At 63.7% G+C, this 26,549-nt stretch carries 20 protein-coding genes and 5 tRNA genes; 23 read left to right on the forward strand and 2 right to left on the reverse strand.

Annotated features, from left to right (window positions below):
- Positions 1-11: 11 nt before the first annotated feature.
- From ACFPK0_RS05220 to ychF, 5 genes are all read left to right on the forward strand, one after another.
- Positions 12-88, forward strand: a tRNA-Gln gene (locus ACFPK0_RS05220).
- A 27-nt stretch (positions 89-115) separates the two neighbouring features.
- Positions 116-1,081: a ribose-phosphate diphosphokinase gene (locus ACFPK0_RS05225; RefSeq protein WP_056081120.1), complete on the forward strand. Its 966-nt coding sequence runs from the start codon at positions 116-118 to the stop codon at positions 1,079-1,081.
- 162 nt (positions 1,082-1,243) lie between these two features.
- Complete coding sequence (locus tag ACFPK0_RS05230; RefSeq protein ID WP_056081117.1) at positions 1,244-1,927, forward strand: 50S ribosomal protein L25/general stress protein Ctc; 684 nt, start codon at positions 1,244-1,246, stop codon at positions 1,925-1,927.
- A gap of 53 nt (positions 1,928-1,980) precedes the next feature.
- The gene (gene pth, locus ACFPK0_RS05235; protein ID WP_056083916.1) at positions 1,981-2,565 is read left to right on the forward strand and encodes an aminoacyl-tRNA hydrolase; all 585 of its coding nucleotides are present in this window, start codon (positions 1,981-1,983) and stop codon (positions 2,563-2,565) included.
- Positions 2,566-2,657: 92 nt separating this feature from the next.
- Entirely contained in the window at positions 2,658-3,746 is a 1,089-nt protein-coding gene (gene ychF / locus ACFPK0_RS05240; RefSeq protein WP_056081114.1) for a redox-regulated ATPase YchF, read from the forward strand.
- Between the two features lie 27 nt (positions 3,747-3,773).
- On the opposite strand, the gene ACFPK0_RS05245 is transcribed toward ychF, so the two are convergent.
- Together ACFPK0_RS05245 and ACFPK0_RS05250 are read right to left on the reverse strand one after the other, a co-directional pair.
- Entirely contained in the window at positions 3,774-4,166 is a 393-nt protein-coding gene (locus tag ACFPK0_RS05245; protein WP_056081111.1) for an STAS domain-containing protein, read from the reverse strand.
- On the reverse strand, positions 4,163-6,478 hold the full coding sequence (locus ACFPK0_RS05250; RefSeq protein WP_377338910.1) for a SpoIIE family protein phosphatase: 2,316 nt from the start codon (positions 6,476-6,478) through the stop codon (positions 4,163-4,165). The genes ACFPK0_RS05245 and ACFPK0_RS05250 overlap by 4 nt, the downstream gene beginning before the upstream one ends.
- A gap of 133 nt (positions 6,479-6,611) precedes the next feature.
- On the opposite strand from ACFPK0_RS05250, the gene ACFPK0_RS05255 reads away from it, so the two are divergent.
- The 18 genes from ACFPK0_RS05255 to tuf (ACFPK0_RS05340) all read left to right on the forward strand — a co-directional run bounded on the left by ACFPK0_RS05255 (position 6,612) and on the right by tuf (ACFPK0_RS05340) (position 26,310).
- Positions 6,612-7,100 carry an acyl-CoA thioesterase gene (locus ACFPK0_RS05255; protein WP_056081105.1) on the forward strand — a complete coding sequence of 163 codons (489 nt, stop codon included), beginning with the start codon at positions 6,612-6,614 and terminating at the stop codon, positions 7,098-7,100.
- 101 nt (positions 7,101-7,201) lie between these two features.
- A tRNA-Tyr gene (locus tag ACFPK0_RS05260) sits at positions 7,202-7,287 on the forward strand.
- 58 nt (positions 7,288-7,345) lie between these two features.
- Positions 7,346-7,419, forward strand: a tRNA-Gly gene (locus ACFPK0_RS05265).
- A gap of 126 nt (positions 7,420-7,545) precedes the next feature.
- Positions 7,546-7,621, forward strand: a tRNA-Thr gene (locus ACFPK0_RS05270).
- 81 nt (positions 7,622-7,702) lie between these two features.
- The gene (tuf, locus tag ACFPK0_RS05275; RefSeq protein WP_377338913.1) at positions 7,703-8,893 is read left to right on the forward strand and encodes an elongation factor Tu; all 1,191 of its coding nucleotides are present in this window, start codon (positions 7,703-7,705) and stop codon (positions 8,891-8,893) included.
- Between the two features lie 108 nt (positions 8,894-9,001).
- Positions 9,002-9,077: transfer RNA gene (locus tag ACFPK0_RS05280), tRNA-Trp, on the forward strand.
- Between the two features lie 81 nt (positions 9,078-9,158).
- The gene (gene secE / locus ACFPK0_RS05285) at positions 9,159-9,554 is read left to right on the forward strand and encodes a preprotein translocase subunit SecE (protein WP_056081099.1); all 396 of its coding nucleotides are present in this window, start codon (positions 9,159-9,161) and stop codon (positions 9,552-9,554) included.
- Positions 9,555-9,564: 10 nt separating this feature from the next.
- Positions 9,565-10,125: a transcription termination/antitermination protein NusG gene (nusG, locus tag ACFPK0_RS05290; protein ID WP_007083014.1), complete on the forward strand. Its 561-nt coding sequence runs from the start codon at positions 9,565-9,567 to the stop codon at positions 10,123-10,125.
- Between the two features lie 306 nt (positions 10,126-10,431).
- Positions 10,432-10,860: a 50S ribosomal protein L11 gene (rplK, locus tag ACFPK0_RS05295; RefSeq protein ID WP_007083015.1), complete on the forward strand. Its 429-nt coding sequence runs from the start codon at positions 10,432-10,434 to the stop codon at positions 10,858-10,860.
- A gap of 3 nt (positions 10,861-10,863) precedes the next feature.
- The gene (gene rplA / locus ACFPK0_RS05300) at positions 10,864-11,571 is read left to right on the forward strand and encodes a 50S ribosomal protein L1 (protein WP_056080670.1); all 708 of its coding nucleotides are present in this window, start codon (positions 10,864-10,866) and stop codon (positions 11,569-11,571) included.
- Positions 11,572-11,908: 337 nt separating this feature from the next.
- Positions 11,909-12,442: a 50S ribosomal protein L10 gene (gene rplJ / locus ACFPK0_RS05305; protein WP_056080668.1), complete on the forward strand. Its 534-nt coding sequence runs from the start codon at positions 11,909-11,911 to the stop codon at positions 12,440-12,442.
- A 48-nt stretch (positions 12,443-12,490) separates the two neighbouring features.
- Complete coding sequence (gene rplL / locus ACFPK0_RS05310) at positions 12,491-12,859, forward strand: 50S ribosomal protein L7/L12 (protein ID WP_056080665.1); 369 nt, start codon at positions 12,491-12,493, stop codon at positions 12,857-12,859.
- A 232-nt stretch (positions 12,860-13,091) separates the two neighbouring features.
- Positions 13,092-17,252, forward strand: coding sequence for a DNA-directed RNA polymerase subunit beta (gene rpoB / locus ACFPK0_RS05315; protein ID WP_377338918.1), 4,161 nt, complete (start codon positions 13,092-13,094; stop codon positions 17,250-17,252).
- A gap of 131 nt (positions 17,253-17,383) precedes the next feature.
- Positions 17,384-21,598, forward strand: coding sequence for a DNA-directed RNA polymerase subunit beta' (gene rpoC / locus ACFPK0_RS05320; RefSeq protein WP_056608813.1), 4,215 nt, complete (start codon positions 17,384-17,386; stop codon positions 21,596-21,598).
- 176 nt (positions 21,599-21,774) lie between these two features.
- Positions 21,775-22,149, forward strand: coding sequence for a 30S ribosomal protein S12 (gene rpsL, locus ACFPK0_RS05325; protein WP_007083021.1), 375 nt, complete (start codon positions 21,775-21,777; stop codon positions 22,147-22,149).
- Between the two features lie 69 nt (positions 22,150-22,218).
- Entirely contained in the window at positions 22,219-22,686 is a 468-nt protein-coding gene (rpsG, locus tag ACFPK0_RS05330) for a 30S ribosomal protein S7 (protein ID WP_007083022.1), read from the forward strand.
- A gap of 242 nt (positions 22,687-22,928) precedes the next feature.
- Positions 22,929-25,058, forward strand: a complete 2,130-nt coding sequence (gene fusA, locus ACFPK0_RS05335; protein WP_377338921.1) for an elongation factor G — start codon at positions 22,929-22,931, stop codon at positions 25,056-25,058.
- Between the two features lie 61 nt (positions 25,059-25,119).
- A complete protein-coding gene (tuf, locus tag ACFPK0_RS05340) occupies positions 25,120-26,310 on the forward strand; it encodes an elongation factor Tu (protein ID WP_377338923.1) in 1,191 nt (396 codons plus the stop codon).
- Positions 26,311-26,549: the final 239 nt, after the last annotated feature.

Genomic DNA, 26,549 nt, shown 5'->3' on the forward strand with positions numbered 1-26,549 from the left:
ACTAAAACTTCTGGGGCGTCGCCAAGCTGGTTAAGGCACGGGATTTTGATTCCCGCATGCGCAGGTTCGAATCCTGCCGCCCCAGCCATTCATGATGGCCATTGGTTCTGAGGTAATGACTGTGGATACGTCCACCCCGATGCTGCTTTTTTCCGGCAATGCGCACCGCGCACTGTCCGAGAACGTCGCCCAGCGCCTGGGTGTGCCCTTGGGCAAGGCGCTGGTGGGCACCTTCAGCGACGGTGAAGTGCAGATCGAGATCGAGGAGAACGTCCGCCGGCAGGAGGTTTTCGTCATCCAGCCCACGGGCGCGCCGAGCGCGGAAAACCTGTTCGAGCTGCTGGCGCTCACCGATGCGCTGAAGCGGGCATCTGCCACCAGCGTTACCGCCGTAATGCCGTATTTCGGCTATGCACGGCAGGATCGTCGGCCGCGCTCGGCGCGAGTGCCGATCACCGCCAAGCTGGCTGCCAAGATGGTCAGCGCCGCTGGCGTGGATCGCCTGCTCACGGTGGATCTGCATGCCGACCAGATCCAGGGCTTCTTCGATATCCCGGTGGACAATGTGTACGCCTCGCCGGTGCTGCTGGCCGATATCTGGCGCAACCACGCCACGGACGACCTGATCGTGGTGAGCCCGGACGTGGGCGGCGTGGTGCGTGCGCGGGCCATTGCCAAGCGGCTGGACGACGCGGACCTGGCGATCATCGACAAGCGCCGTCCGCGCGCCAACGTCTCCACGGTGATGAACATCATCGGCGACGTCGACGGCAAGACCTGCGTGATGGTTGACGACATCGTGGACACCGCCGGCACCTTGTGCGCGGCCGCCGCCGCCCTGAAGGAGCGTGGCGCCCGCAAGGTCATTGCCTATTGCGTGCACCCGGTGCTGTCGGGCGCGGCGGTCAGCAACATCGAGAACTCCCAGCTCGACCAGCTCATCGTCACCAACACCTTGCCGCTGCGCGCCGAAGTGCAGGCCTGCGGCAAGATCCGCCAGTTGTCCGTCGCCGAACTGCTGGCCGAAACCATTCGCCGCATCGCCTACGGCGAGTCGGTAAGTTCGTTGTATGTGGATTGATCAACGGGAATGGGGAATCGGGAATAGGGAATCGTAAAAGCACAGCCGGCTTGACGATTCTCCATTCCCGATTCTCTATTCCCAAACCAAGACTTTCCTGGTCGCGGGGAAGTCAACCAGTCGCCGCGAGGCGGCAAACAACCACCAAGGTAGTGAAAAGCAATGTCCAAGAATCTTGAAATCAAGGCGCAAGGCCGCAAGGACGAGGGGAAAGGTGCGAGCCGCCGCCTGCGTCGTGCCGCTTATGTGCCTGCCGTTGTCTACGGCGGCGATCAGGCTCCCGAGAGCATCCAGATCGAGCACAACACCATCCTGCTGGCCGCGAAGAACGAATCGTTCTTCTCCTCGGTGCTCGACCTGAACGTCGACGGCAAGGTGCAGAAGGTGCTGGTGCGTGACTGGCAGAAGCATCCGTTCAAGCAGTTGATGATGCACATGGATTTCCTGCGCATCGATGAGAACGCCAAGCTGCGCGCCAACGTGCCGCTGCACTTCCTCAACCAGGAAACGTCGCCGGCCGGCAAGATGTCCGGCGTGGTGATCTCGCACAACCTGACCGAGGTGGAAGTCAGCTGCCTGCCGAAGGACCTGCCCGCATTCATCGAGCTGGACCTGGGCGCGGTCGAAGCCGGCGACATCATCCACCTGTCGCAGCTGAAGCTGCCAGCCAACGTGGAACTGCCCGCGCTGGCGCTGGGTGAAGCGCACGACGCTGCGGTGGTCACCGTGAATGCGGTCAAGGAAAGCGCTGCCGACGCGGCGGAAGACGCTGCGGCCGAAGCCGAAGCCGAGGCGAACAAGGCCGCGGCTGCCAAGCCGGCCAAGCCGGCGGCTGACAAGAAGTAAGCCGCGACGGCCCGCGCTCCGATGGAGTGCGGGCCGTCCTGCTGCTTCTGCGCATGGCTGGTTTGCGACTCATTGTCGGACTGGGCAACCCCGGTGCCGAATACCTCCGAACCCGGCACAACGCCGGGTTCTGGCTAGTTGACGCCCTCGCCAGCGGGCAGGGCGAGCGTTTCGCCTTCGACGGCAAGCTGCACGGCGAGAGTTGCCGCGTGCGCCTCGGTGGCGAACCGGTCTGGCTGTTGAAGCCGGCCACCTTCATGAACAAGAGCGGCATCGCCGTGGTTTCGGCGCTGCGCTATTACAAGATCGAACCCGAACAGTGCCTGGTCGCGCACGACGACCTGGACCTTCCTGCGGGTACCGTACGGATGAAATTCGACGGCGGCCACGGCGGCCAGAACGGCCTGCGCGACATCATGGCCCATCTCGGCCACGGCAAGTTCCATCGGCTGCGTGTGGGTATCGGCCATCCCGGCCATCGCGACCAGGTCACGCCCTGGGTGCTGGGCCGGCCGTCGGCCACGGACGAGGACGCGATCATCGACGGTATCGCCCGCGCGCTGGACGTGCTGCCGCTGGTGGTAGGCGGCCAGTTCGACAAGGCAATGCAGTTGTTGCATACGAATAGCCGGGAATAGGGAATGGTGAATCGGGAATGGTCAAAAGCCAAAGCCCGATTCCTGCTTCTCCTGTTCCCGATTCCCCATTCCCTATTCCCGGAATCACATCCATGGGCATCAAATGCGGCATCGTCGGTCTGCCCAATGTCGGCAAGTCCACCCTGTTCAACGCGCTGACCAAGGCGGGCATCGCGGCGGCGAATTTTCCGTTCTGCACGATCGAGCCGAACGTGGGCGTGGTGCCGGTGCCGGACCCGCGGCTGAATGCGTTGGCAGAGATCGTCAATCCGCAAAAGGTGATCCCGACCGCGGTGGAATTCGTCGACATCGCGGGCCTGGTGGCTGGCGCGTCGAAGGGCGAGGGCCTGGGCAACAAGTTCCTGGCGCACATCCGCGAGGTCGACGCGATCGCCCACGTGGTGCGCTGCTTCGAGGGTGACGTGATCCACGTGGCCGGCAAGGTTGACCCGATCGCCGACATCGAGACCATCGACACCGAGCTGGCGTTGGCCGACCTGGAGTCGGTGGACAAGGCGCTGAACCGCGCCGAGCGCGCGGCCAAGGCCAACGACAAGGAAGCGCTGGCGAAGAAGCCGGTGCTGCAGAAGCTGGCCGCTGGCCTCAACGAAGGCAAATCCGCGCGCAGCCTGGGCCTGGACGAGGAAGAGAAGGCGCTGGTGCGCGACCTGTTCCTGCTGACCCTGAAGCCGTTGATGTACATCGCCAACGTCCCCGACGACGGCTTCGAGAACAATCCGTTGCTGGACGCCGTGCGCGAGCGCGCCGCCACCGAAGGTGCCGAGGTGGTGCCGGTGTGCGCCGCGATCGAGGAAGAGATGGCGCAGCTGGACGACGCCGACCGCGACGAGTTCCTGAAGGACATGGGCCTGGACGAGCCGGGCCTGAACCGGGTGATCCGCGCCGGCTACAAGTTGCTCGACCTGCAGACCTATTTCACCGCCGGTGTGAAGGAAGTGCGCGCGTGGCAGGTGCGGCGCGGCTCCACGGCGCCGCAGGCGGCGGGCGTGATCCACAGCGATTTCGAGAAGGGCTTCATCCGCGCCGAGACGATCGGCTACGAGGACTTCATCCAGTACAAGGGCGAGGCGGGCGCGGGTGCGGCCGGGCGGCTGCGCAAGGAAGGCAAGGAATACATCGTCAAGGATGGCGACGTGCTGCACTTCCTGTTCAACGTCTGAGCTGCCGTACGTACGGCGACGCAGTGATCAGATGTCGCTGTCGTCGCCTTCGGTGATCTGCCGCTGCATGCGGTCCAGATAGGCATCGAGTTCCTGGGTGCTGGCGAATACCTCGTTCACCGGCACGGCCTTGACGATGTCGAACACCTTGCGCACCTGCGGCTGCGGATTCAGCAGCAGGGTGTGGCCGCCGCGGGTGCGCATATTCTTGCGGATCTTGGCGAAGCTGCGCAGGCCGGCGCTGCTGACGTATTCCAGATGGGCCAGGTCGATCACCACGGTGCCGCCATCGGCGAGTCGTGGCAACAGGGCGAGCATGGCCTCGTCGAGCTCGCCGAAGGTCATCGCGTCGAGGCGGCCACCGACCTGCACGACCACGCGGTCGGGGGCGGAGAATTCGCTGTGCAGGCTGAGCGTCATGGTGAAGATCCATCCTGGGTCGGGTAGGTGAAGCGAAGCAGCAGGTGATTGCCTTGCGCGTCCCGTGTATAGCGCATTTCGTCGGTCATGGTGCGTGCGAGGTGGATGCCGAGGCCGCCGATCTGCTCGCGGTCGGCCAGGTCGCCGGTAAGGGTGGGGGCGGCGGATTGCAACGGGTCGAAGGCGATGCCGTCGTCGATCAGCTCGATCGTGGTGGCGCCGGGTCGGGACTGCAGCAACACGCGGATCCGGCCGGGTCGGCCATCGGGATAGCCGTATTCCACCGTGTTGACCATCAGCTCCTCCAGCACCAGGCGCACGTCGCCGTGCAGTGATGCCGGGACTTTTGCCTCCTGCAGCAACTGCTCGCAGCGGTCGAGCGCCACGAAGACGTCCGGCAGCCGGTTGTCGATGTCTATCCCGGTCGGCGGCGCCCCGGCGCCGTGCCAGGTCAGCGCCAGCAGGGTGATGTCGTCCGCCTGCGCGGCATCCGCCACGAAATGGTCGACGTCACCCAGCAGCCGCTCGATGTAGGCGGCGGTGTCGGCGGTTGACGGAACCTGCGCGAGACTCTCCACGGTGCGCTCGATGCCGTACATCTGCAGCTCGTGGTCGCTGGCTTCGGTGATGCCGTCGGTGTACATCAGCAGCGTTTCGCCCGGGCGCAGGCGCAGGCGTTGTTCCGGGTAAGTCGAGTCTTCGTACAGCCCCAGCACCGCGCCGGTGGGGAATTCCAGCAGTTGTGGTGCGCCACGGCCGCACAGGATCGGCGGCTCGTGGCCGGCGCTGGCCAGCACCAGGTCGCCGCTGCCAGTGTCCAGCAGGCCGCACAGCAGGGTGACGAACATGCAGCTGTCGTTGCCGCGGCAGAGTTCGAGATTGAGCAGTTGCAACAGGTTCTGCGGCGTCTGCGCGCGCGGCGCCAGCGCCTTGGCCAGGGTGATCGTCTGCGCCATGAACAGGGCGGCCGGAATGCCCTTGTCGGAGACGTCACCGACCATCACGAAGAAGCGCTGCGGGTCGAGCATGAAGTAGCTGTAGAGATCGCCGCCGACGGCCCGCGCGGGACGCAGCGCCGCATGCAGTTCGAACTGCGCGCAGACGGCATCGAGGTAGTGTGCGTTCGGCAACAGGCCGAGCTGGATCTGGTGGGCGATCTCCAGTTCGCTGGCCAGCCGCTGTTTTTCGCGCGCCACCCGGGCGAGGTCCTCCAGATGCAACGCCAGCTCGCGGCGCATGTGGTCGAACGACTGGGTCAGGCGGCCCACTTCGTCGGGCCGGCGTGCCGGCGGCAATTCGAAATTCAGCTCGCCGCGGGCAACGTGCTCGGCGCGGTCGGCCAGTACACCCAGCGGCGCCATCGTGCGGCGGATCGTCAGCAGGGTGATCAGCGACACGCCGAGCAGGGCCAGCAGGCCCAGCGCGAGGCTCAGCATGAAGATGTGCCGCACGCTGGCGTAGGTCTGGTACTCGGGCACCACCAGCCCAAGCCGCCAGCGTGTGCCTTCGATCGGTGCGGAATAGACCCAGACCGGCCCGCGCGCCCGCGGGTTCTGCGCCACCCGCAGACGCATGGCTCCGGCCTGGTCGCTGGCCAGCGCGTTGAGCAAGGCTGGTGAGCCGCGTTTGCCCACCAGGGCCGGATTGTCGTGCGCCAGGTAGTTGCCGTCGCTGTCGAGCACGAAGGCGTAGGCGCCCGCGGGCTTGTCCAGGCTGCCGAGTATCTGGTGCAGCCAGTCGAGCGTGACATCGGCGTTGATGATGCCGATCGGGTGCCCTTCGCGCTCGATCGCCACGGAGTAGTTGATCACCTGGCGGTGCCGCGACAGCGACAGGAACGGTCGCTGCCAGCAGCCGCTGGCGCAGCCGAGCCCGCCGAGGAACCAGTTGCTGTTCCAGTAGGGGTTGCTGTCTTGCGACAGGTTGCGGCTGGCCAGGCTGCCGTCGTCCAGTCGACGCGCGAACGGCGAATACATGGACCCATCGGCGGTGTCGGGTGACGGCGTGAACGCTGCAGCCAGGCCATCCATGTCCAGATTGGTGGACAGGGTGTCGCGCAGCAGGGATTCGGCATCATCCTGGCGGGTGGCGACGATCGTCGCGAGCATCTGTGCCGAAACGGCAACGCGATCGATCCGGGCCTGGATCTGGCTGCCCGCGTTGGCCGCCAGGGCGGCGGCCTCGTGGTGGGTGTGCTGCAGGATCTGCGCGCGGGTCAGGCTGAGCAACAACGCCCCGATCGCCGCAAGCACGACCATCGATCCGACCAGAACCCACAATGCTGTCCGCGATGCAATGCTGCGCAGGGCCATGCTGCATTCCCGGTTTCCTTGGCCTTGCATCTAGCCACGAATAATTGGTTGTCCGCAAGCCGGGCCGGCAAGGATGGCTCCGTCAGTCAGGGCATAATCCCGCCCTCCTACTTCACCGACGAGACGCCGCCCCATGTCCGGACAACAGCACGAAGTGACGTTCCGTTTTCTCGCCCAGCCAACGGACGTCAATTTCGGCGGCAAGGTACATGGCGGCATGGCGATGAAGTGGATCGACCAGGCTGGCTATGCCTGTGCAGTGGGCTGGAGCGGGGCATATTGCGTCACCGCATCGGTGAGCGGCATCCAGTTCGTGGCGCCGATCCTGATCGGTGACCTGGTCACGGTACGCGCGCGGCTGATTCATACCGGCACCAGCAGCATGCATCTGGCCGTCGACGTGCTGGCTCGCGACCTGCGTCGCGACGAGCAGCGCCTGGCCACCAGCTGCGTCATGGTTTTCGTGGCGCTCGACGGGCAGGACGGCAAGCCCACCCCGGTGCCGCGCTGGGAGCCGCGCGACGACAGCGAGCGCCGGTTGCAGGCGCAGGCCCGGCAGTTGCTGGAGCTGTCCAAGGGAATGGAGCAACTGGTCGATCTGCGGGGCGTGACGCTGGATTGAGCAGCCGCAAAACCTGCCGGAAAATCACGCCGACATGCGAATTCGGTGCCAGAAGGTGTTGACAGTCCCGGGTCCGATCCACACAATACGCGTTCTTTGTTGGAGGGATACCCAAGCGGCCAACGGGGGCAGACTGTAAATCTGCTGGCTTACGCCTTCGGTGGTTCGAATCCACCTCCCTCCACCAGTTGCAAGCGGCATCATACGACGCGAAAGCGGCGCAGTTGGCAAAGGTTCCGCGCAGGGCGGGAGTAGTTCAATGGTAGAACATCAGTTTTCCAAACTGATTACGCGGGTTCGATTCCCGCCTTCCGCTCCATTGTTCTGCATCTGCTGATGCGAAGTTGGTCAACGCAGATGCTGCCTAGATCGACGCTTTTATGAAGAGTCCGGCAGGATGCCGGTCTTGTTCTTCGCCATCATGGAGGATGGCTGAAATACATACGCTCATGTAGCTCAGTCGGTAGAGCACTTCCTTGGTAAGGAAGAGGTCACAGGTTCGATTCCTGTTATGAGCACCAATTCAGTTTGACCTTCACGGTCGTGACCCTTGCAGGGCACGTTTTCTTTTTAACCATTGACTCCATCGGGGTTTAGCGCGCATGGCAAAGGGTAAATTCGAACGCACCAAGCCGCACGTCAACGTCGGCACGATTGGTCACGTGGATCACGGCAAGACGACGCTGACGGCCGCACTGACGAAGGTCGGTGCCGAGCGCTTCGGTGGCGAGTTCAAGGACTACAGCGCGATCGACGCGGCGCCGGAAGAGAAGGCGCGCGGCATCACGATCTCGACCGCCCACGTGGAATACGAATCGCCGGTGCGCCACTACGCGCACGTCGATTGCCCGGGCCACGCGGACTATGTGAAGAACATGATCACCGGTGCGGCGCAGATGGACGGCGCGATCCTGGTGTGCTCGGCCGCTGACGGCCCGATGCCGCAGACGCGTGAGCACATCCTGCTGAGCCGTCAGGTCGGCGTGCCGTACATCGTGGTGTTCCTGAACAAGGCCGACATGGTCGACGACGCCGAGCTGCTCGAGCTGGTCGAAATGGAAGTGCGCGAGCTGCTTTCCAAGTACGACTTCCCGGGCGACGACACCCCGATCATCCACGGTTCGGCGCTGAAGGCGCTGGAAGGTGATCAGAGCGAAATCGGCGTGCCGGCGATCATCAAGCTGGTCGACGCGCTGGACAGCTATATCCCGGAGCCGGTGCGCACCATCGACAAGCCGTTCCTGATGCCGGTCGAGGACGTGTTCTCGATCTCGGGCCGCGGCACGGTGGTGACCGGTCGTATCGAACGCGGCATCATCAAGGTCGGCGACGAAGTCGAAGTGGTCGGCATCCGCGACACGCAGAAGACCACGGTCACCGGCGTGGAAATGTTCCGCAAGCTGCTGGACCAGGGTCAGGCAGGCGACAACGCCGGTCTGCTGCTGCGCGGCCTGAAGCGTGACGACGTGGAGCGCGGCCAGGTGCTGGCCAAGCCGGGCACGATCACCCCGCACACGAATTTCGAGGCCGAGGTTTACGTGCTGAGCAAGGACGAGGGTGGTCGTCATACGCCGTTCTTCAAGGGCTACCGCCCGCAGTTCTACTTCCGCACGACGGACGTGACCGGTGCCGTGACCCTGCCGGAAGGCGTGGAAATGGTGATGCCGGGCGACAACGTGAAGATGGTGGTGAGCCTGATCCACCCGATCGCGATGGACGAAGGCCTGCGTTTCGCCATCCGCGAAGGCGGCCGCACCGTCGGCGCCGGCGTGGTGGCCAAGGTCATCAAGTAAGCTGAAAACCGGGAATGGGGAATAGGGAATAGGGAATCGGAAGGGCATGCGACAGCGCCATCCGATCTTCCTGTTCCCGATTCCCCATTCCCTATTCCCGTTTTCCATACGCCAGTAGCTCAATTGGCAGAGCAGCGGTCTCCAAAACCGCAGGTTGGGGGTTCAAGTCCCTCCTGGCGTGCCACTTTCCAAGGAGCAATGACGGGTGGCGGATGGCGATACCGGCCGCAAGGTCCGGTATGCCGATGACACACGGCAACTGCGCATGAATACCAAGGCAGAACAGCCCAAGGGCACGAACGCCGCCGATATCGGCAAGCTGGTACTGGCGGGGCTGGTGCTGGCCGCCGGTATCTTCGCCTATTCCTGGTTCAACAACGACGCCAACGTTCCCGGCACGGTTCGCCTGCTGGGCGTATTTGCTGCGCTGGCGATCGCGCTGGCCATTGCAGCCTTTACCGCGCCCGGCCGGCGCGTGCGGCACTTCATCAGCGAATCCCAGTTCGAAATGCGCAAGGTCGTGTGGCCGACGCGCGACGAGACGCTGAAGACGACCGGCATCATTATCGTGGTGGTGATCATCCTGTCGCTGCTGTTGGGTTTGATCGACCTGATTCTGAAGTCAGTCATCCTTGACTGGCTGCTCAAGTTGGGTTCCTGAGGTGGCAAGCATGAGCAAGCGCTGGTACGTGGTACACGCCTATTCCGGTTTCGAGAACCAGGTGAAACGTTCGCTGGACGAGCGCATCCAGCGCGCGGGCATGGAAGAGAAGTTCGGCGAAGTGCTGGTGCCGACCGAGGAAGTGATCGAAATGCGCGGCGGCCAGAAACGGCGCAGCGAGCGCAAGTTCTTTCCCGGTTACGTGCTGGTGCAGATCGAGGCCAACACCGAAGGCAAGGTGCCGCGCATCGATGACGAATGCTGGCATCTGATCAAGGAAACGCCGAAGGTGATGGGTTTCATCGGCGGTACCGCCGACCGCCCGTTGCCGATCCGCGACAGTGAGGCCGAGGCGATCCTCAGCCGGGTGCGCGAAGGTGTCGAGAAGCCGCGGCCGAAGGTGCTGTTCGAGCCGGGCGAGATGGTGCGTGTCACCGAAGGCCCGTTCAACGACTTCAACGGCGTGGTCGAGGAAGTCAATTACGAGAAGAGCCGGTTGCGCGTCGCGGTGCTGATCTTTGGTCGCTCCACGCCCGTGGAACTGGAATTCGGCCAGGTCGAAAAGGCCTGAGCCAGGGATTGGTTGGCTCAGGGCGAATCCGCTCGGCACCTTCGCCCTCTCCCCGTTAGCGGGGAGAGTTGGAGAGGGGAGATTCCAGCTAACCGGAACTTCCAGCCGCTTTTGCTTCACCTCGACGCCTCACTGGCACGGGGCTTGCTCACAAACAGGTAAATCTCTAAACTACGCGGTTCACGCTGGGTCTTTTCGACTCGGCGTGCGCGCGTTTCGGGATCCGCAAGAGGCGGATCTTCCTTCCATCCAAGGAGCGGTGAACAGCGAGGAGCCGCAAGGCGCCTGCACTCGCGAGGAAATCCCATGGCAAAGAAAGTTATTGGTTACATCAAGTTGCAGGTCAAGGCCGGTCAGGCCAACCCGTCGCCGCCGGTGGGCCCCGCCCTCGGTCAGCGCGGTCTGAACATCATGGAATTCTGCAAGGCGTTCAATGCCGCCACGCAGAAACTGGAGCCGGGTCTGCCGATTCCGACCATCATCACGGCTTATTCCGACCGCAGCTTCACTTTCATCACCAAGACCCCGCCCGCCACGATCCTTCTGAAGAAGGCCACCGGCGTCGCCAAGGGTTCGCAGAAGCCGAACACCGACAAGGTCGGCAAGGTCACCCGCAAACAGCTGGAAGACATTGCCAAGCAGAAGGAGCCGGATCTGACGGCTGCCGATCTCGACGCCGCGGTGCGCACCATTGCCGGTAGCGCCCGCAGCATGGGCCTTGTGGTGGAGGGTTAAGACATGGCAAAGCTCACGAAGCGTATGAAGTCGGCTCAGGCCGCGGTGCAGCCGGGCAAGTTCTACGGCCTGGAAGAAGCCCTGAAGATCGTCAAGGACAACGCCAAGGCGAAGTTCGCCGAGTCGGTCGACGTGGCCGTGCGTCTGGGCATCGACGCGAAGAAGTCGGACCAGGGCGTACGTGGTTCCTCGCTGCTGCCGCATGGCACCGGCAAGACCGTCAAGGTCGCCGTGTTCTGCCCGCCGGGCGAGAAGGCTGAGGCCGCCAAGGCCGCCGGTGCCGACGCTGTCGGCATGGATGACCTGGCCGAGCGCATGCAGGCCGGCGATCTCGACTTCGGTCGCGTGATCGCCACGCCGGACGCCATGCGCGTGGTCGGCAAGCTGGGTCAGCTGCTGGGCCCGCGTGGCCTGATGCCGAACCCGAAGGATGGCTCGGTCACCGCCGACGTCGCCACGGCCGTCACCAATGCCAAGGCCGGCCAGGTGAAGTTCCGCAACGACAAGGGCGGCATCATTCACGCCACCATCGGCAAGGCGAGTTTCGAGGCGTCGCAGCTGGCGGACAACCTCAATGCGCTGATCGGTGACCTGCTGAAGGCCAAGCCGGCGACGGCGAAGGGTCAGTTCCTGCAGAAAGTTGCGCTGTCCAGCACGATGGGTGTCGGTGTCGCCGTGGATACCTCCACGCTGACGCTCGGCGCCAAGTAAGTATCAAGCCCCGTACCGGTCATTCCGGTGCGGGCACGTTTTTGAGGGCAGTTTCGGCCACTGGCCGATGCCGCCGTCAAAGACCGCAGGCGCGCTCAGCGCGCGGTGACGACGGGCAGGACGCTCGCATCTGGCAGGGAATCGCCGTCACCGCCAGCGGGATCGCTTAATCGGGTTCGCGAGGATCCGGCCTGCGCAGATGGTGCTGCCCTTCTGGAATGTTCGATTTGTTCTGGAAAGGCCATCACCCGGGACGTGTGTCCCCGGCGTCAAGGATGGCGTCGCCCAGGACCGCAAGCGGCAGGAGCCGCAAGCGGAGTTCATTTGGAGGAGTGCAATGGCTCTCAATCTGTCACAGAAGAAAGAAGTAGTCGCCGAACTGGCAGGTGTTGCCGCAACGGCTCACTCCCTGGTCGCTGCCGAGTATGCGGGCACCACGGTCGAACAGATGACCGCGATGCGCAAGAAGGCTCGCGAATCCGGTGTGTACTTGCGGGTTGTCAAGAACACGCTGGCGTCGCGCGCCGTGGCCGGAACCGAATTCGAGGTCGTCAAGGACGCCCTGGTCGGTCCGCTGCTGTACGCATTCTCGACGGAAGAGCCCGGTGCTGCCGGGCGTCTGATCAAGGAATTTGCCAAGGGCAACGACAAGCTGAAGGCGAAGGTCGTCTCGGTGGAAGGCAAGCTGCTGCCGGCTGAGCACGTTGACGTGCTGGCCGCGCTGCCGACCCGCGAACAGGCGTTGGCCATGCTGGCCCGCGTGCTGGCCGAACCGGCCACGATGTTTGCCCGCGTGGTCAAGGCCGTCGCCGATCAGCAGGGTGGTGGCGAAGTCGCCGCCGAAGCCCCGGCTGAAGCCGAGCCCGCCTGAGTTCATCGACTTACATACTGAATCGAATCACATCCAGAGGTAAATGAAATGTCCCTGTCCAACGAAGAAATCGTTGAAGCCGTAGCCGCCAAGTCGCTGATGGAAGTGATGGACCTGGTGAAGGCCATCGAAGAGAAGTTTGGCGTGACCGCCGCCGCCCCGGTTGCCGTGGCTGGCCCGGCTGCTGCTGGTCCGGTTGCTGAAGCGCAGACCGAGTTCGACGTCGTGCTGAAGACCGCCGGCGCCAAGAAGGTTGACGTGATCAAGGCTGTCCGCGCGATCACCGGCCTGGGCCTGAAGGAAGCCAAGGACCTCACCGAGGCCGGCGGCGTGCTGAAGGAAGGCGTGTCGAAGGAAGACGCCGAGAAGTTCAAGAAGGATCTGGAAGCTGCCGGCGCCACGGTCGAACTGAAGTAATTGGCGCCCTTGCGCGTCGTCAGTTTGATCTAGTTTCAGGCAAGCCTGGGGGCGAAAGCTCCCGGGCTTTGCCTGCTTTATGCGGGAATGGGGAATGGAGAATGGAGAATCGTTGAGCGACGCCAGCTGTTTGCTCTGACGATTCCCCATTCTCGATTCCCGAGTCCCCAGTTTTTTCATTCAGCCGGTGTGTGCACCACCGGCGTCACAGCGAACCGAGGCGGTATTCACCATGGCCTACTCGTATACCGAGAAGAAGCGCATCCGCAAGGATTTTGGCAAACGTCCACCCGTACTGGGCGTGCCCAACCTGCTGACCATCCAGACCGATTCCTATCGGGAATTCCTGCAGGAGCATGTCGCGCCCAAGCAGCGCGACGAGAAAGGCCTGCACGCGGCGTTGAAATCGGTGTTCCCGATTTCCAGCTATTCCGGCAATGCCGCATTGGAGTATGTCGACTATCGCCTGGGCGAGCCGGCGTTCGACGAGCGTGAGTGCCGCAACCGTGGCATGACGTTCGGCGCGCCGCTGCGCACCACCGTGCGCCTGGTCATCTACGACAAGGACAGCCCGGCCTCGAAGAAGGTGGTGAAGTACATCAAGGAGCAGGAGGTCTACATGGGCGAGATTCCGCTCATGACCGACACCGGCACCTTCATCATCAACGGCACCGAGCGCGTGATCGTCTCGCAGTTGCACCGTTCGCCGGGCGTGTTCTTCGACCACGACCGCGGCAAGACGCACAGCTCGGGCAAGCTGCTGTTCTCGGCGCGCGTGATTCCTTACCGCGGCTCGTGGCTGGACTTCGAGTTCGACCCGAAGGACGCGCTGTTCACCCGTATCGACCGTCGCCGCAAACTGCCGGTGACGGTACTGCTGCGCGCGCTCGGCTACAGCAACGAGGAGATGCTGAGCATCTTCTTCGAGCACAACGTGTTCCATCTCGGCAAGAAGGGTGGCATCACGCTGGAGCTGGTGGCCGAGCGTCTGCGCGGTGAAACGCTGAGCTTCGACCTGGCCATCGGCGGCAAGGTGCTGGTGGAAGCGGGCAAGCGCATCACCGCGCGCCACGTGCGCCAGCTGGCGGCCGAGGACATCACCGCGCTGGAAGTGCCGGACGATTACCCGATCGGCCGCATCCTGGCGACGGACATCGTCGACGCGCAGACCGGTGAGCTGCTGGCCTCGGCCAACGACGAGATCACCGCCGAGCATCTGGAAGCCTTCCGCAAGGCGGGCATCGAGACGCTGCCCACGCTGTACGTCAACGATCTCGATCGCGGCGCCTACATCTCGCACACCCTGCGCATCGACAACACCAAGACGCCGCTGGAGGCGCTGGTGGAGATCTACCGCATGATGCGTCCGGGCGAGCCGCCGACCAAGGACGCGGCGCAGAACCTGTTCTTCAACCTGTTCTTCACCTTCGATCGCTACGACCTGTCGGCCGTGGGCCGGATGAAGTTCAACCGTCGCGTGGGCCGCCAGGACATCCTGGGCCCGGGCGTGCTGTATGACCACAAGTTCTTCAGCGAGCGCAAGGAAGAGGCTTCCCAGGTGCTGGTCAAGGAGCAGGGCGAGAAGTCCGACATCCTCGACGTGCTGAAGGTGCTGATCGACATCAAGAACGGTCATGGCACCGTCGATGACATCGATCACCTGGGCAACCGCCGCGTGCGTTCGGTCGGCGAAATGGCCGAGAACACCTTCCGCATCGGCCTGGTCCGTGTGGAGCGTGCCGTGCGCGAGCGCCTGTCGCTGGCCGAGGCCGATGGCCTGACCCCGCAGGACCTGATCAACGCCAAGCCGGTCGCGGCGGCGGTGAAGGAGTTCTTCGGCTCCTCGCAGCTGTCCCAGTTCATGGACCAGAACAACCCGCTGTCGGAAGTGACGCACAAGCGCCGCGTTTCCGCGCTCGGGCCGGGCGGCCTGACCCGCGAACGCGCCGGCTTCGAAGTGCGCGACGTGCACCCGACCCACTACGGCCGCGTCTGCACCATCGAAACGCCGGAAGGCCCGAACATCGGCCTGATCAACTCGCTGGCCGTGTACGCCCGCACCAACCAGTACGGCTTCCTCGAGACGCCGTACCGCAAGGTGGCGGACGGCAAGGTCACCGACACCGTCGATTACCTGTCGGCGATCGAGGAAGGCGACCACGTGATCGCGCAGGCGAACTCGCCGCTGGACAAGCACGGCGCCTTCGTCGAGGACTTCGTGTCCTGCCGTTTCCGTGGCGAGTCCGAGCTGCGTCCGGCGTCCGAGATCAACTACATGGACGTCTCGCCGATGCAGACCGTGTCGGTCGCCGCAGCGCTGGTGCCGTTCCTGGAGCACGATGACGCGAACCGCGCGCTGATGGGCGCGAACATGCAGCGTCAGGCCGTGCCGACCTTGCGTTCGCAGACCCCGCTGGTGGGTACCGGTATCGAGCGCGCCGTGGCGCGCGACTCCGGCGTCATTGTTTCCGCCAAGCGCGGCGGCGTGATCGACCAGGTCGATGCGGCCCGCATCGTGGTGCGCGTCAATGAGGAAGAGGTCGGTGACAATGACGCCGGCGTCGATATCTACACGCTGACCAAGTACACCCGCTCCAACCAGAACACCAACCTCAACCAGCGCCCGCTGGTGAATGTCGGCGACGTGGTGGCGAAGGGCGATACGCTGGCCGACGGTTCGTCGACCGACCTGGGCGAGCTCGCGCTCGGCCAGAACATGCTGATCGCCTTCATGCCGTGGAACGGCTACAACTTCGAAGACTCGATCCTGCTCTCCGAGCGCGTCGTGCAGGAAGACCGCTACACCTCGATCCACATCGAGGAGCTGTCGTGCATCGCGCGTGACACCAAGCTGGGCGCCGAGGAAATCACCGCCGACATCCCCAACGTGGGCGAGCAGGCGCTGGCGCGCCTGGACGAGAGCGGCATCGTGTACATCGGTGCGGAAGTGAAAGCCGGCGACATCATGGTCGGCAAGGTCACGCCCAAGGGCGAGAGCCAGCTGACGCCGGAAGAGAAGCTGCTGCGCGCGATCTTCGGCGAGAAGGCGTCCGACGTTAAGGACAGCTCGCTGCGCGTGCCGCCGGGCATGGACGGCACCGTCATCGACGTGCAGGTCTTCACCCGCGACGGTATCGAGAAGGACAAGCGCGCCAAGCAGATCGAGGAAATGGAAGTGAAGCGGATCCGCAAGGATTTCGACGATCAGTTCCGCATCCTCGAAGGCGCGATCTACAACCGCATGCGCACCCAGCTGGTCGGCCAGTCCGCGATGAGCGGCCCCGGTGGCCTGAAGCGTGGCGCCGAGATCACCGACGCCTACCTGGACGGCCTGAAGAAGGACGACTGGTTCAAGATCAACGTCAAGGACGAGAGCATCACCGAGTTCCTGGAGCGCGCGGCCGATCAGGTCAAGCGTCACAAGGAGGAGTTCGACAAGCGCTTCAAGGAGAAGCAGGCGAAGATCACCCAGGGCGACGACCTGGCCCCGGGCGTGCTGAAGATGGTCAAGGTGTTCCTGGCCGTGAAGCGCCGCATCCAGCCGGGCGACAAGATGGCTGGCCGCCACGGCAACAAGGGCGTGGTGTCGAACGTGGTGCCGGTCGAGGACATGCCGTACATGGCCAACGGCGAGGCGGTCGATATCTGCCTGAACCCGCTGGGCGTGCCTTCGCGCATGAACATCGGCCAGATTCTGGAAGTGCATCTGGGCTGGGCCGCCAAGGGCCTGGGCAAGAAGATCCAGAAGATGATCGAAGCGCAGGAGAAGGTGACCAAGATCCGCGAGTTCCTGGACCAGGTGTACAACCACCACGCCGCAGGTGCCGTGCAGCACGTCGACCTGAAGTCGCTGACCGACGACGAGATCCGCTCGCTGGCGAACAACCTGCAGGAAGGCGTGCCGATGGCGACGCCGGTGTTCGACGGTGCCGAGGAAACCGAGATCAAGGCGATGCTGAAGCTGGCGGATCTGCCCGAATCGGGCCAGACCACGCTGTACGACGGCCGCACCGGCGAGGCGTTCGATCGCCCGGTCACCGTGGGCTACATGCATTACCTGAAGCTCAACCACCTGGTTGACGACAAGATGCATGCGCGTTCCACCGGCCCGTACTCGCTGGTGACCCAGCAGCCGCTGGGCGGCAAGGCGCAGTTCGGCGGTCAGCGCTTCGGCGAAATGGAAGTCTGGGCGCTGGAAGCTTACGGCGCGGCCTACACCCTGCAGGAAATGCTGACGGTGAAGTCCGATGACGTGCAGGGCCGCAACCAGATGTACAAGAACATCGTCGACGGCAACCACGAGATGTCCGCGGGCATGCCGGAATCCTTCAACGTGCTGGTGAAGGAAATCCGCTCGCTCTGCATCGACATCGATCTGGAAGAGATCAAGTGATGTCCGGGATTCGGGAGTCGGGATTCGGGATTTGCACAAGCAAACCCGGCTTCCGATCCCGGATCCGGCAAGCCTGACCTCGTTCGAACCGCGGACCTCGACCCAAGAATTTGCTCCGACCGGAGATTCAAATGAAAGACCTGCTCAATCTGTTCAATCAGCAGCGCGTGATGCCGGACTTCGATGCGATCAAGATCGCATTGGCGTCGCCTGAGCTAATCCGCTCGTGGTCGTACGGCGAAGTGAAGAAGCCGGAAACCATCAACTACCGCACCTTCAAGCCCGAGCGCGACGGCCTGTTCTGCGCTGCCATCTTCGGGCCGGTGAAGGACTACGAGTGCCTGTGCGGCAAGTACAAGCGCATGAAGCATCGCGGCGTGGTCTGCGAGAAGTGCGGCACCGAAGTGACGCTGGCCAAGGTGCGCCGCGAGCGCATGGGCCATATCGAGCTGGCCAGCCCCACCGCGCACATCTGGTTCCTGAAGTCGCTGCCGTCGCGCATCGGCCTGATGCTGGACATGACCTTGCGCGACATCGAGCGCATCCTGTACTTCGAAGCCTTCGTGGTGATCGATCCGGGCATGACCGCGCTGGAGCGCGGCCAGCTGCTCAGCGAAGACCAGTACCTGGAAGCCACCGAAGAGCACGGTGACGAGTTCGATGCCCGCATGGGCGCCGAGGCCGTCTACCAGTTGCTGAAGTCGCTGGACCTGCCGGCCGAAGTGATCCGCCTGAAGGAAGAGATCGGCTCGACCGGTTCGGAGACCAAGCTGAAGCGCCTCACCAAGCGCGTGAAGCTGATCGAGGCGTTCCTGGAATCGGGCAACAAGCCCGAGTGGATGGTGCTGACCGTGCTGCCCGTGCTGCCGCCGGACCTGCGTCCGCTGGTGCCGCTGGACGGTGGCCGCTTCGCCACCTCTGATCTGAACGACCTGTACCGCCGCGTGATCAACCGCAACAACCGCCTGAAGCGGCTGCTGGAACTCAATGCGCCCGACATCATCGTGCGCAACGAGAAGCGCATGCTGCAGGAATCGGTCGATGCGTTGCTGGACAACGGCCGTCGCGGCCGTGCCATCACCGGCACCAACAAGCGCGCGCTGAAGTCGCTGGCCGACATGATCAAGGGCAAGCAGGGCCGCTTCCGCCAGAACCTGCTCGGCAAGCGCGTGGACTACTCCGGTCGCTCGGTGATCGTGGTCGGCCCGACCCTGCGCCTGCACCAGTGCGGTCTGCCCAAGAAGATGGCACTGGAGCTGTTCAAGCCGTTCATCTTCGCCAAGCTGCAGGCGCGTGGCGAAGCCACCACCATCAAGGCGGCGAAGAAGCTGGTCGAGCGCGAAGAGCCGATGGTGTGGGACATCCTCGAGGATGTGATCCGCGAGCATCCGGTGCTGCTGAACCGTGCGCCGACCCTGCATCGTCTGGGTATCCAGGCGTTCGAGCCGAAGCTGATCGAAGGCAAGGCCATCCAGCTGCACCCGCTGGTCTGCACCGCGTTCAACGCCGACTTCGACGGCGACCAGATGGCCGTCCATGTGCCGCTGTCGATCGAGGCGCAGCTGGAAGCGCGCGCGCTGATGATGTCGTCCAACAACATCCTCAGCCCCGCCAATGGCGAGCCGATCATCGTGCCGACCCAGGACGTGGTGCTGGGCCTGTACTACATGACCCGCGAGCTGATCAACGTCAAGGGCACCGGCATGGTGTTCTCCGGCGTCAGCGAAGTACGCCGCGCCTACGACAACCGCGCGGTGGAACTGCACGCCAAGGTGAAGGTGCGCCTGCACCTGGTGCACATCGCCGAGGACGGCGCGCGCACGCATGAAACCGCGCTGGTCGACACCACCGTGGGCCGCGCGCTGCTGGCCGAAATCCTGCCCGAAGGCCTGCCGTTTGCGCTGGCCAACACCGAGCTGACCAAGAAGAACATCTCGCGCCTGATCAACTCCAGCTACCGTCTGCTGGGTCTGAAAGAGACCGTGGTGTTCGCCGACAAGCTGATGTACACCGGCTATCGCTTCGCCACGCGCGCGGGCATCTCCATCGGCATCGACGACATGCTGATTCCGGACGAGAAGAAGCCGATCCTGGAAGACGCCGAGAAGGAAGTGGTCGAGATCCAGCAGCAGTACCAGTCCGGTCTGGTCACGGCTGGCGAGCGCTACAACAAGGTGGTCGACATCTGGTCGCGTACCAGCGAACTGGTGGCCAAGGCCATGATCGACGGCATCGGTACCGAAAAGGTGACCGACGCCGAAGGCAAGACGGTCAACCAGAAGTCGATGAACTCGCTGTACATCATGGCCGACTCCGGCGCCCGTGGTTCCGTGGCGCAGATTCGCCAGCTGGCCGGCATGCGTGGCCTGATGGCGCGTCCGGACGGCTCCATCATCGAGACCCCGATCAAGGCCAACTTCCGCGAAGGCCTGAACGTGCTGCAGTACTTCAACTCGACCCACGGTGCTCGAAAGGGTCTGGCCGATACCGCGTTGAAGACGGCGAACTCCGGTTACCTGACCCGCCGACTGGTCGACGTGGCGCAGGACGTGGTGATCACCATGGACAACTGCGGCACCGAAGACGGCATCATCATGCAGCCGATCGTCGAGGGCGGCGACGTGGTCGAGCCGTTGCGCGAGCGCGTGCTGGGTCGTGTCGTGGTGGGTGACGTCTACGCGCCCGGCGACGACGATGAGCCGATCGTGCTCTCCGACACGCTGCTGGACGAAGCGCTGGTCGAGAAGCTGGACAAGGCTGGCGTGCAGTTGCTCAAGGTGCGTTCGCCGATTACCTGCGAAGCGGCCCATGGTGTGTGCAAGCTCTGCTACGGTCGCGATCTGGCCCGTGGCCACCTGGTCAACATGGGCGAGGCCGTGGGCGTGGTTGCTGCGCAGTCGATCGGCGAGCCCGGTACCCAGCTGACCATGCGTACGTTCCACATCGGCGGCGCGGCTTCGCGTGCGGCGGCGGTGGACAACGTGACGGTGAAGACCACCGGCTCGCTGAAGTACAACAACCTGAAGTCGGTGCAGCACAAGTCGGGCCATCTGGTGGCGGTGTCGCGTTCGGGCGAATTGAGCGTGATCGACGCCAGCGGCCGTGAGCGCGAGCGCTACAAGGTGCCGTACGGCGCCACCATCGCGGTGAAGGACGGTGCGGCGGTGAAGCCGGGCCAGACCGTGGCCAACTGGGATCCGCACACCCACCCGATCGTCACCGAGGTGGCCGGCGTGGTGCGCTTCATCGACTTCCTCGATGGCGTCACCGTGCAGAGCCAGACCGACGAACTGACCGGCCTGGAATCGGCGGTGGTCACCGATCCGAAGCGTCGTGGCGCGCAGGCGAAGGACCTGCGCCCGATCGTGCGCCTGGAAGACGCCAAGGGCCGCGAACTGAAGCTGCCGGGCACCGACATCGCCGCGCAGTACTTCCTGCCGGCCGGTGCGATCGTGTCGATCCAGAACGGTGCCGAAGTGGGCGTGGGCGACGTGGTTGCCCGTATCCCGCAGGAAACGTCGAAGACCCGCGACATCACCGGTGGTCTGCCGCGCGTGGCCGATCTGTTCGAGGCACGCAAGCCGAAGGAGCCGGCGATCCTGGCCGAGCGGTCGGGCATCATCAGCTTCGGCAAGGACACCAAGGGCAAGCAGCGCCTGATCATCAAGGATGTCGACGGCAACGAGCACGAGGAGCTGATTCCGAAGTGGCGCCAGGTCATCGTGTTCGAGGGCGAGCATGTGGAGAAGGGCGAAACCGTCGTCGACGGCGAGCCGAGCCCGCATGACATCCTGCGCCTGCTGGGCGTGGAGCCGCTGGCCTCGTACCTGGTCAAGGAAATCCAGGACGTGTATCGCCTGCAGGGCGTGAAGATCAACGACAAGCACATCGAGGCGATCATTCGCCAGATGCTGCGCAAGGTCGAGATCGTCGAGCCGGGCGAAAGCCATTACCTGCGCGGCGAGCAGATCGAGCGCGTGCGCATCAACGGCGAAAACGACCGCGCGGTGGCCAAGGGCGAGCGTCCGGCCGAGTATCAGTCGATCCTCCTGGGCATCACCAAGGCATCGCTGGCCACCGAGTCGTTCATCTCGGCGGCCTCGTTCCAGGAAACCACCCGCGTCCTTACCGAAGCGGCGGTTCGTGGCACGCGCGATACCTTGCGTGGCCTGAAGGAAAATGTTATTGTCGGCCGTCTTATTCCGGCAGGTACGGGTCTGGCCTACCACGCAGGGCGTCGCCGCCAGGGTGGTCTGACCGATCTGGAGCTGGATACCCTTTCCGGTTCCACACCTCCGACGTCATTTGTCGAAGCGCCGGTCAGCAGTGAAGGTGGTGCCGAGTAAGCCTCGACAGGTTTTACTCGCCGACATACGAAATGAGGTGCATGGATGCACCTCGTGTTCGGGTCACGGATGGCAGAGCGTCAACTTGCCCAGGCAAGCTCGCTCATGTTAAATTCCCGCTTCTTGGCAGACCGAGCTTATTCGGGCTGCCTTTATGTTTTCAGGAACAGCTTCGCATGACGACAGTCAATCAATTGGTGCGCAAAAACCGCAGCCCCAAGACCTACAAGAGCGGGTCGCCGGCCCTGCAGAGCAGCCCGCAGCGTCGCGGCGTCTGCACGCGCGTTTACACGACCACCCCGAAAAAGCCGAACTCGGCGTTGCGCAAGGTTGCCAAGGTGCGCCTCACCAACGGTTTCGAGGTGATCAGCTATATCGGTGGTGAAGGCCACAACCTGCAGGAGCACTCGGTGGTGCTGATCCGCGGCGGTCGCGTCAAGGATCTCCCCGGTGTGCGTTACCACACGGTGCGCGGCAGCCTGGACTGCGCCGGTGTCACCAAGCGCCGTCAATCGCGCTCGAAGTACGGCGCCAAGCGCCCGAAGAAATAATGTCGCGCGGCCCTCGCTGGCCGCTTTACAGGCGGGCAGGAATGTCCGCGAAAATAACGGACAACAAACATGTCGCGTAAAGGTTCACATCCCGCCCGTCTGATCCTGCCGGATCCCAAGCATGGCAGCCAGCTGATCGCCCGTTTCATCAACATGGTGATGAAGAGCGGCAAGAAGTCGGTCGCCGAAAGCATTGTCTACGGCGCGCTGCAGCACATTGGCGAAAAGAATGCCGAGCCGGTGGCTCTGGTCGAGAAGGCGCTGAACAACATCGCTCCGGCGGTCGAAGTGAAGTCCCGTCGCGTCGGTGGTGCCACCTACCAGGTGCCCGTTGAAGTGCGTCCGGGCCGCCGCATGGCGCTGGCCATGCGCTGGGTGATCGACTCCGCCCGCAAGCGCGGCGAGACCTCGATGCCGCGCAAGCTGGCTGCCGAGCTGCTGGAGGCTTCTGAAAGCCGCGGCGGCGCCGCCAAGAAGCGCGAAGAGACGCACCGCATGGCGGAAGCCAACAAGGCGTTCTCGCACTACCGCTGGTAAGTGGTTTGCGCCGTCATCGATGACGGCGACGACCGACCCGCCACAGATGGTGGGCCTTGATGATTCAGCCGTCGCCACGACGGCGAAGATGGTCCGGCATCATTGCCGGACCGTCGGTTATCCAAAAGCCGCATCGTCACGATGGGGCAAGCCAGCCGGCATCCAGGCCGGATATTCATAAGCGCAACGGCCCGGATGGCTGTCACAAACCAGGGCAGGCAGCCCGACACAGGTAAATATCAATGGCACGCACCACTCCCCTCGAACGCTACCGCAACTTCGGCATCATGGCTCACATCGATGCCGGCAAGACCACGACCACGGAGCGCATCCTGTTTTACACGGGCGTCAGTCACAAGATTGGCGAAGTGCACGATGGCGCGGCCACGATGGACTGGATGGAGCAGGAGCAGGAGCGCGGCATCACCATCACGTCGGCGGCAACGACGGCGTTCTGGAAGGGCATGGACGGCTCGCTGCCCCAACACCGCTTCAACATCATCGACACCCCGGGACACGTTGACTTCACCATCGAAGTGGAGCGCTCGCTGCGCGTGCTCGATGGCGCCGTGTTCGTGCTGTGCGCGGTCGGTGGCGTGCAGCCGCAATCCGAGACGGTCTGGCGTCAGGCCAACAAGTACAAAGTGCCGCGTCTGGCGTTCGTCAACAAGATGGATCGCACCGGTGCCAATTTCGACAAGGTCGTCGGCCAGCTGAAGGCGCGCCTCGGTGCGCACGCCGTGCCGATGCAGGTTCCCATTGGTGCCGAGGACGGCTTCGAGGGCGTGGTCGACCTGCTCAAGATGAAGGCCGTGATCTGGGACATGGAAACCCAGGGCATGAAGTTCGAATACCGGGAGATCCCGGCCGAACTGGCCGACAAGGCTGCCGAAGCTCACGCCTTCATGGTGGAGTCGGCTGCCGAAGCCACCGAAGAGCTGATGAACAAGTACCTGGAAGGCGGCGACCTCAGCGAGAGCGAGATCATCGCCGGCCTGCGTCAGCGTACGTTGGCCAACGAAATCATCCCGGTCTACTGCGGTACGGCGTTCAAGAACAAGGGCGTCCAGGCGATGCTCGACGCGGTGGTGCAGCTGCTGCCGTCGCCCGCCGATCGTCCGCCGGTTGCCGGTATCGACGAGGACGAGAACGAGGCCTCGCGCCCGGCTGATGACGCCGCGCCGTTCTCCGCGCTCGCGTTCAAGATCATGACCGACCCGTTCGTCGGTTCGCTGACGTTCTTCCGCGTCTATTCGGGCACGCTGAACTCCGGCGACGCCGTCTACAACCCGGTCAAGAGCAAGAAGGAGCGCGTGGGCCGCATCCTGCAGATGCACGCCAACGAGCGTCACGAACTGAAGGAAGTGCGCGCCGGCGACATCGCCGCCGCGGTCGGCCTGAAGGACGTGACCACGGGTGACACGCTGTGCGCGCAGGACCAGATCATCACGCTGGAGCGCATGTCGTTCCCCGAGCCGGTGATCTCGATGGCGGTGGAGCCGAAGACCAAGTCCGACCAGGAAAAGATGGGTATCGCGCTGGGTCGCCTGGCAGCTGAGGATCCGTCGTTCCGCGTGCGTACCGACGAGGAATCCGGCCAGACGATCATCTCCGGCATGGGCGAGCTGCACCTGGACATCCTGGTCGACCGCATGCGCCGCGAGTTCAACGTCGAAGCCAACGTCGGCAAGCCGCAGGTGGCGTATCGCGAGACGATCCGTTCCAGCGACGTCAAGTCCGATTACAAGCACGCCAAGCAGTCGGGCGGCAAGGGCCAGTACGGCCATGTCGTCATCGAGATGTCGCCGATCAGTGCCGAGGACCGTGCGGACGAGAAGCTCGCCGCCACGATCAAGGACGACTTCCTGTTCATCAACGACATCACCGGTGGCGTGATTCCGAAGGAATTCATTCCTTCGGTCGAGAAGGGCTTGCGCGAAACCATCACCAGCGGCCCGCTCGCCGGCTTCCCGGTGGTCAATGTCAAGGTGAAGCTGGTCTTCGGTTCGTACCATGACGTCGACTCGTCGGAAATGGCGTTCAAGCTGGCGGCATCGATGGCGTTCAAGCAGGGCTTCGCCAAGGCCAGTCCGGTGCTGCTGGAGCCGATCATGAAGGTCGAGATCGTGACGCCCGAGGACTACATGGGCGACGTGATGGGCGACATCAGCAAGCGTCGCGGCATGCTCACCGGCCAGGAAGACACGCCGTCGGGCAAGACCATCAACGCCGAGGTTCCGCTGGGCGAGATGTTCGGTTATGCCACCACGATCCGGTCGCTGACCCAGGGACGCGCCACGTTCACGATGGAATTCGACCATTACGCCGAAGCGCCGAGCAACGTCGCCGAGCAGGTCATGCACAAGGCCTGATCAGGGCGGTTCCGCTCTGCAGATAATTTTTCCGAATAACAGTTCTTTCGAGGTTTGAGTCATGGCAAAGGGTAAATTCGAACGCACCAAGCCGCACGTCAACGTCGGCACGATTGGTCACGTGGATCACGGCAAGACGACGCTGACGGCCGCACTGACGAAGGTTGGTGCCGAGCGCTTCGGTGGCGAGTTCAAGGACTACAGCGCGATCGACGCGGCGCCGGAAGAGAAGGCGCGCGGCATCACGATCTCGACCGCCCACGTGGAATACGAATCGCCGGTGCGCCACTACGCGCACGTCGATTGCCCGGGCCACGCGGACTATGTGAAGAACATGATCACCGGTGCGGCGCAGATGGACGGCGCGATCCTGGTGTGCTCGGCCGCTGACGGCCCGATGCCGCAGACCCGCGAGCACATCCTGCTGTCGCGTCAGGTCGGCGTGCCGTACATCGTGGTGTTCCTGAACAAGGCCGACATGGTCGACGACGCCGAGCTGCTCGAGCTGGTCGAGATGGAAGTGCGCGAGCTGCTTTCCAAGTACGACTTCCCGGGCGACGACACCCCGATCATCCACGGTTCGGCGCTGAAGGCGCTGGAAGGTGATCAGAGCGAAATCGGCGTGCCGGCGATCATCAAGCTGGTCGACGCGCTGGACAGCTACATCCCGGAGCCGGTGCGCACCATCGACAAGCCGTTCCTGATGCCGGTCGAGGACGTGTTCTCGATCTCCGGTCGCGGCACGGTCGTCACCGGTCGTATCGAGCGCGGCATCATCAAGGTCGGCGACGAAGTCGAAGTGGTCGGTATCCGCGACACGCAGAAGACCACGGTCACCGGCGTGGAAATGTTCCGCAAGCTGCTGGACCAGGGTCAGGCAGGCGACAACGCCGGTCTGCTGCTGCGCGGCCTGAAGCGTGACGACGTGGAGCGTGGCCAGGTGCTGGCCAAGCCGGGCACGATCACCCCGCACACCGACTTCGAAGCCGAAGTCTATGTGCTGAGCAAGGACGAGGGTGGCCGTCATACCCCGTTCTTCAAGGGCTATCGTCCGCAGTTCTACTTCCGCACCACCGACGTCACCGGCGCTTGCGAGCTGCCCGAGGGCGTGGAAATGGTGATGCCGGGCGACAACGTGAAGATGGTGGTGAGCCTGATCCACCCGATCGCGATGGACGAAGGCCTGCGTTTCGCCATTCGCGAAGGCGGCCGCACCGTCGGCGCCGGCGTGGTGGCCAAGGTCATCAAGTAAAGCCGTCAATCACGAGGCCGCCTTGCGCGGCCTCGTGTGCATTCCCGCGCAGGTTCCCATCGACTGAAATGTCGAGGGGGCTTCACTAAGCGGAAGTTTGCAGATATACTTCGCAGCTTGCTTATCGACGGACATGGTTTTCGTCGATCTACCGCGAAATGAGACACAGGAAGTGTTTCGAGTTCGCTGGCCGAGGACGGCCCTCGCAATCTCACTCGATCAAAGGCATGGCCGATGAT

Source organism: Rhodanobacter ginsenosidimutans (assembly GCF_042655685.1).
GTDB lineage: Bacteria > Pseudomonadota > Gammaproteobacteria > Xanthomonadales > Rhodanobacteraceae > Rhodanobacter > Rhodanobacter ginsenosidimutans.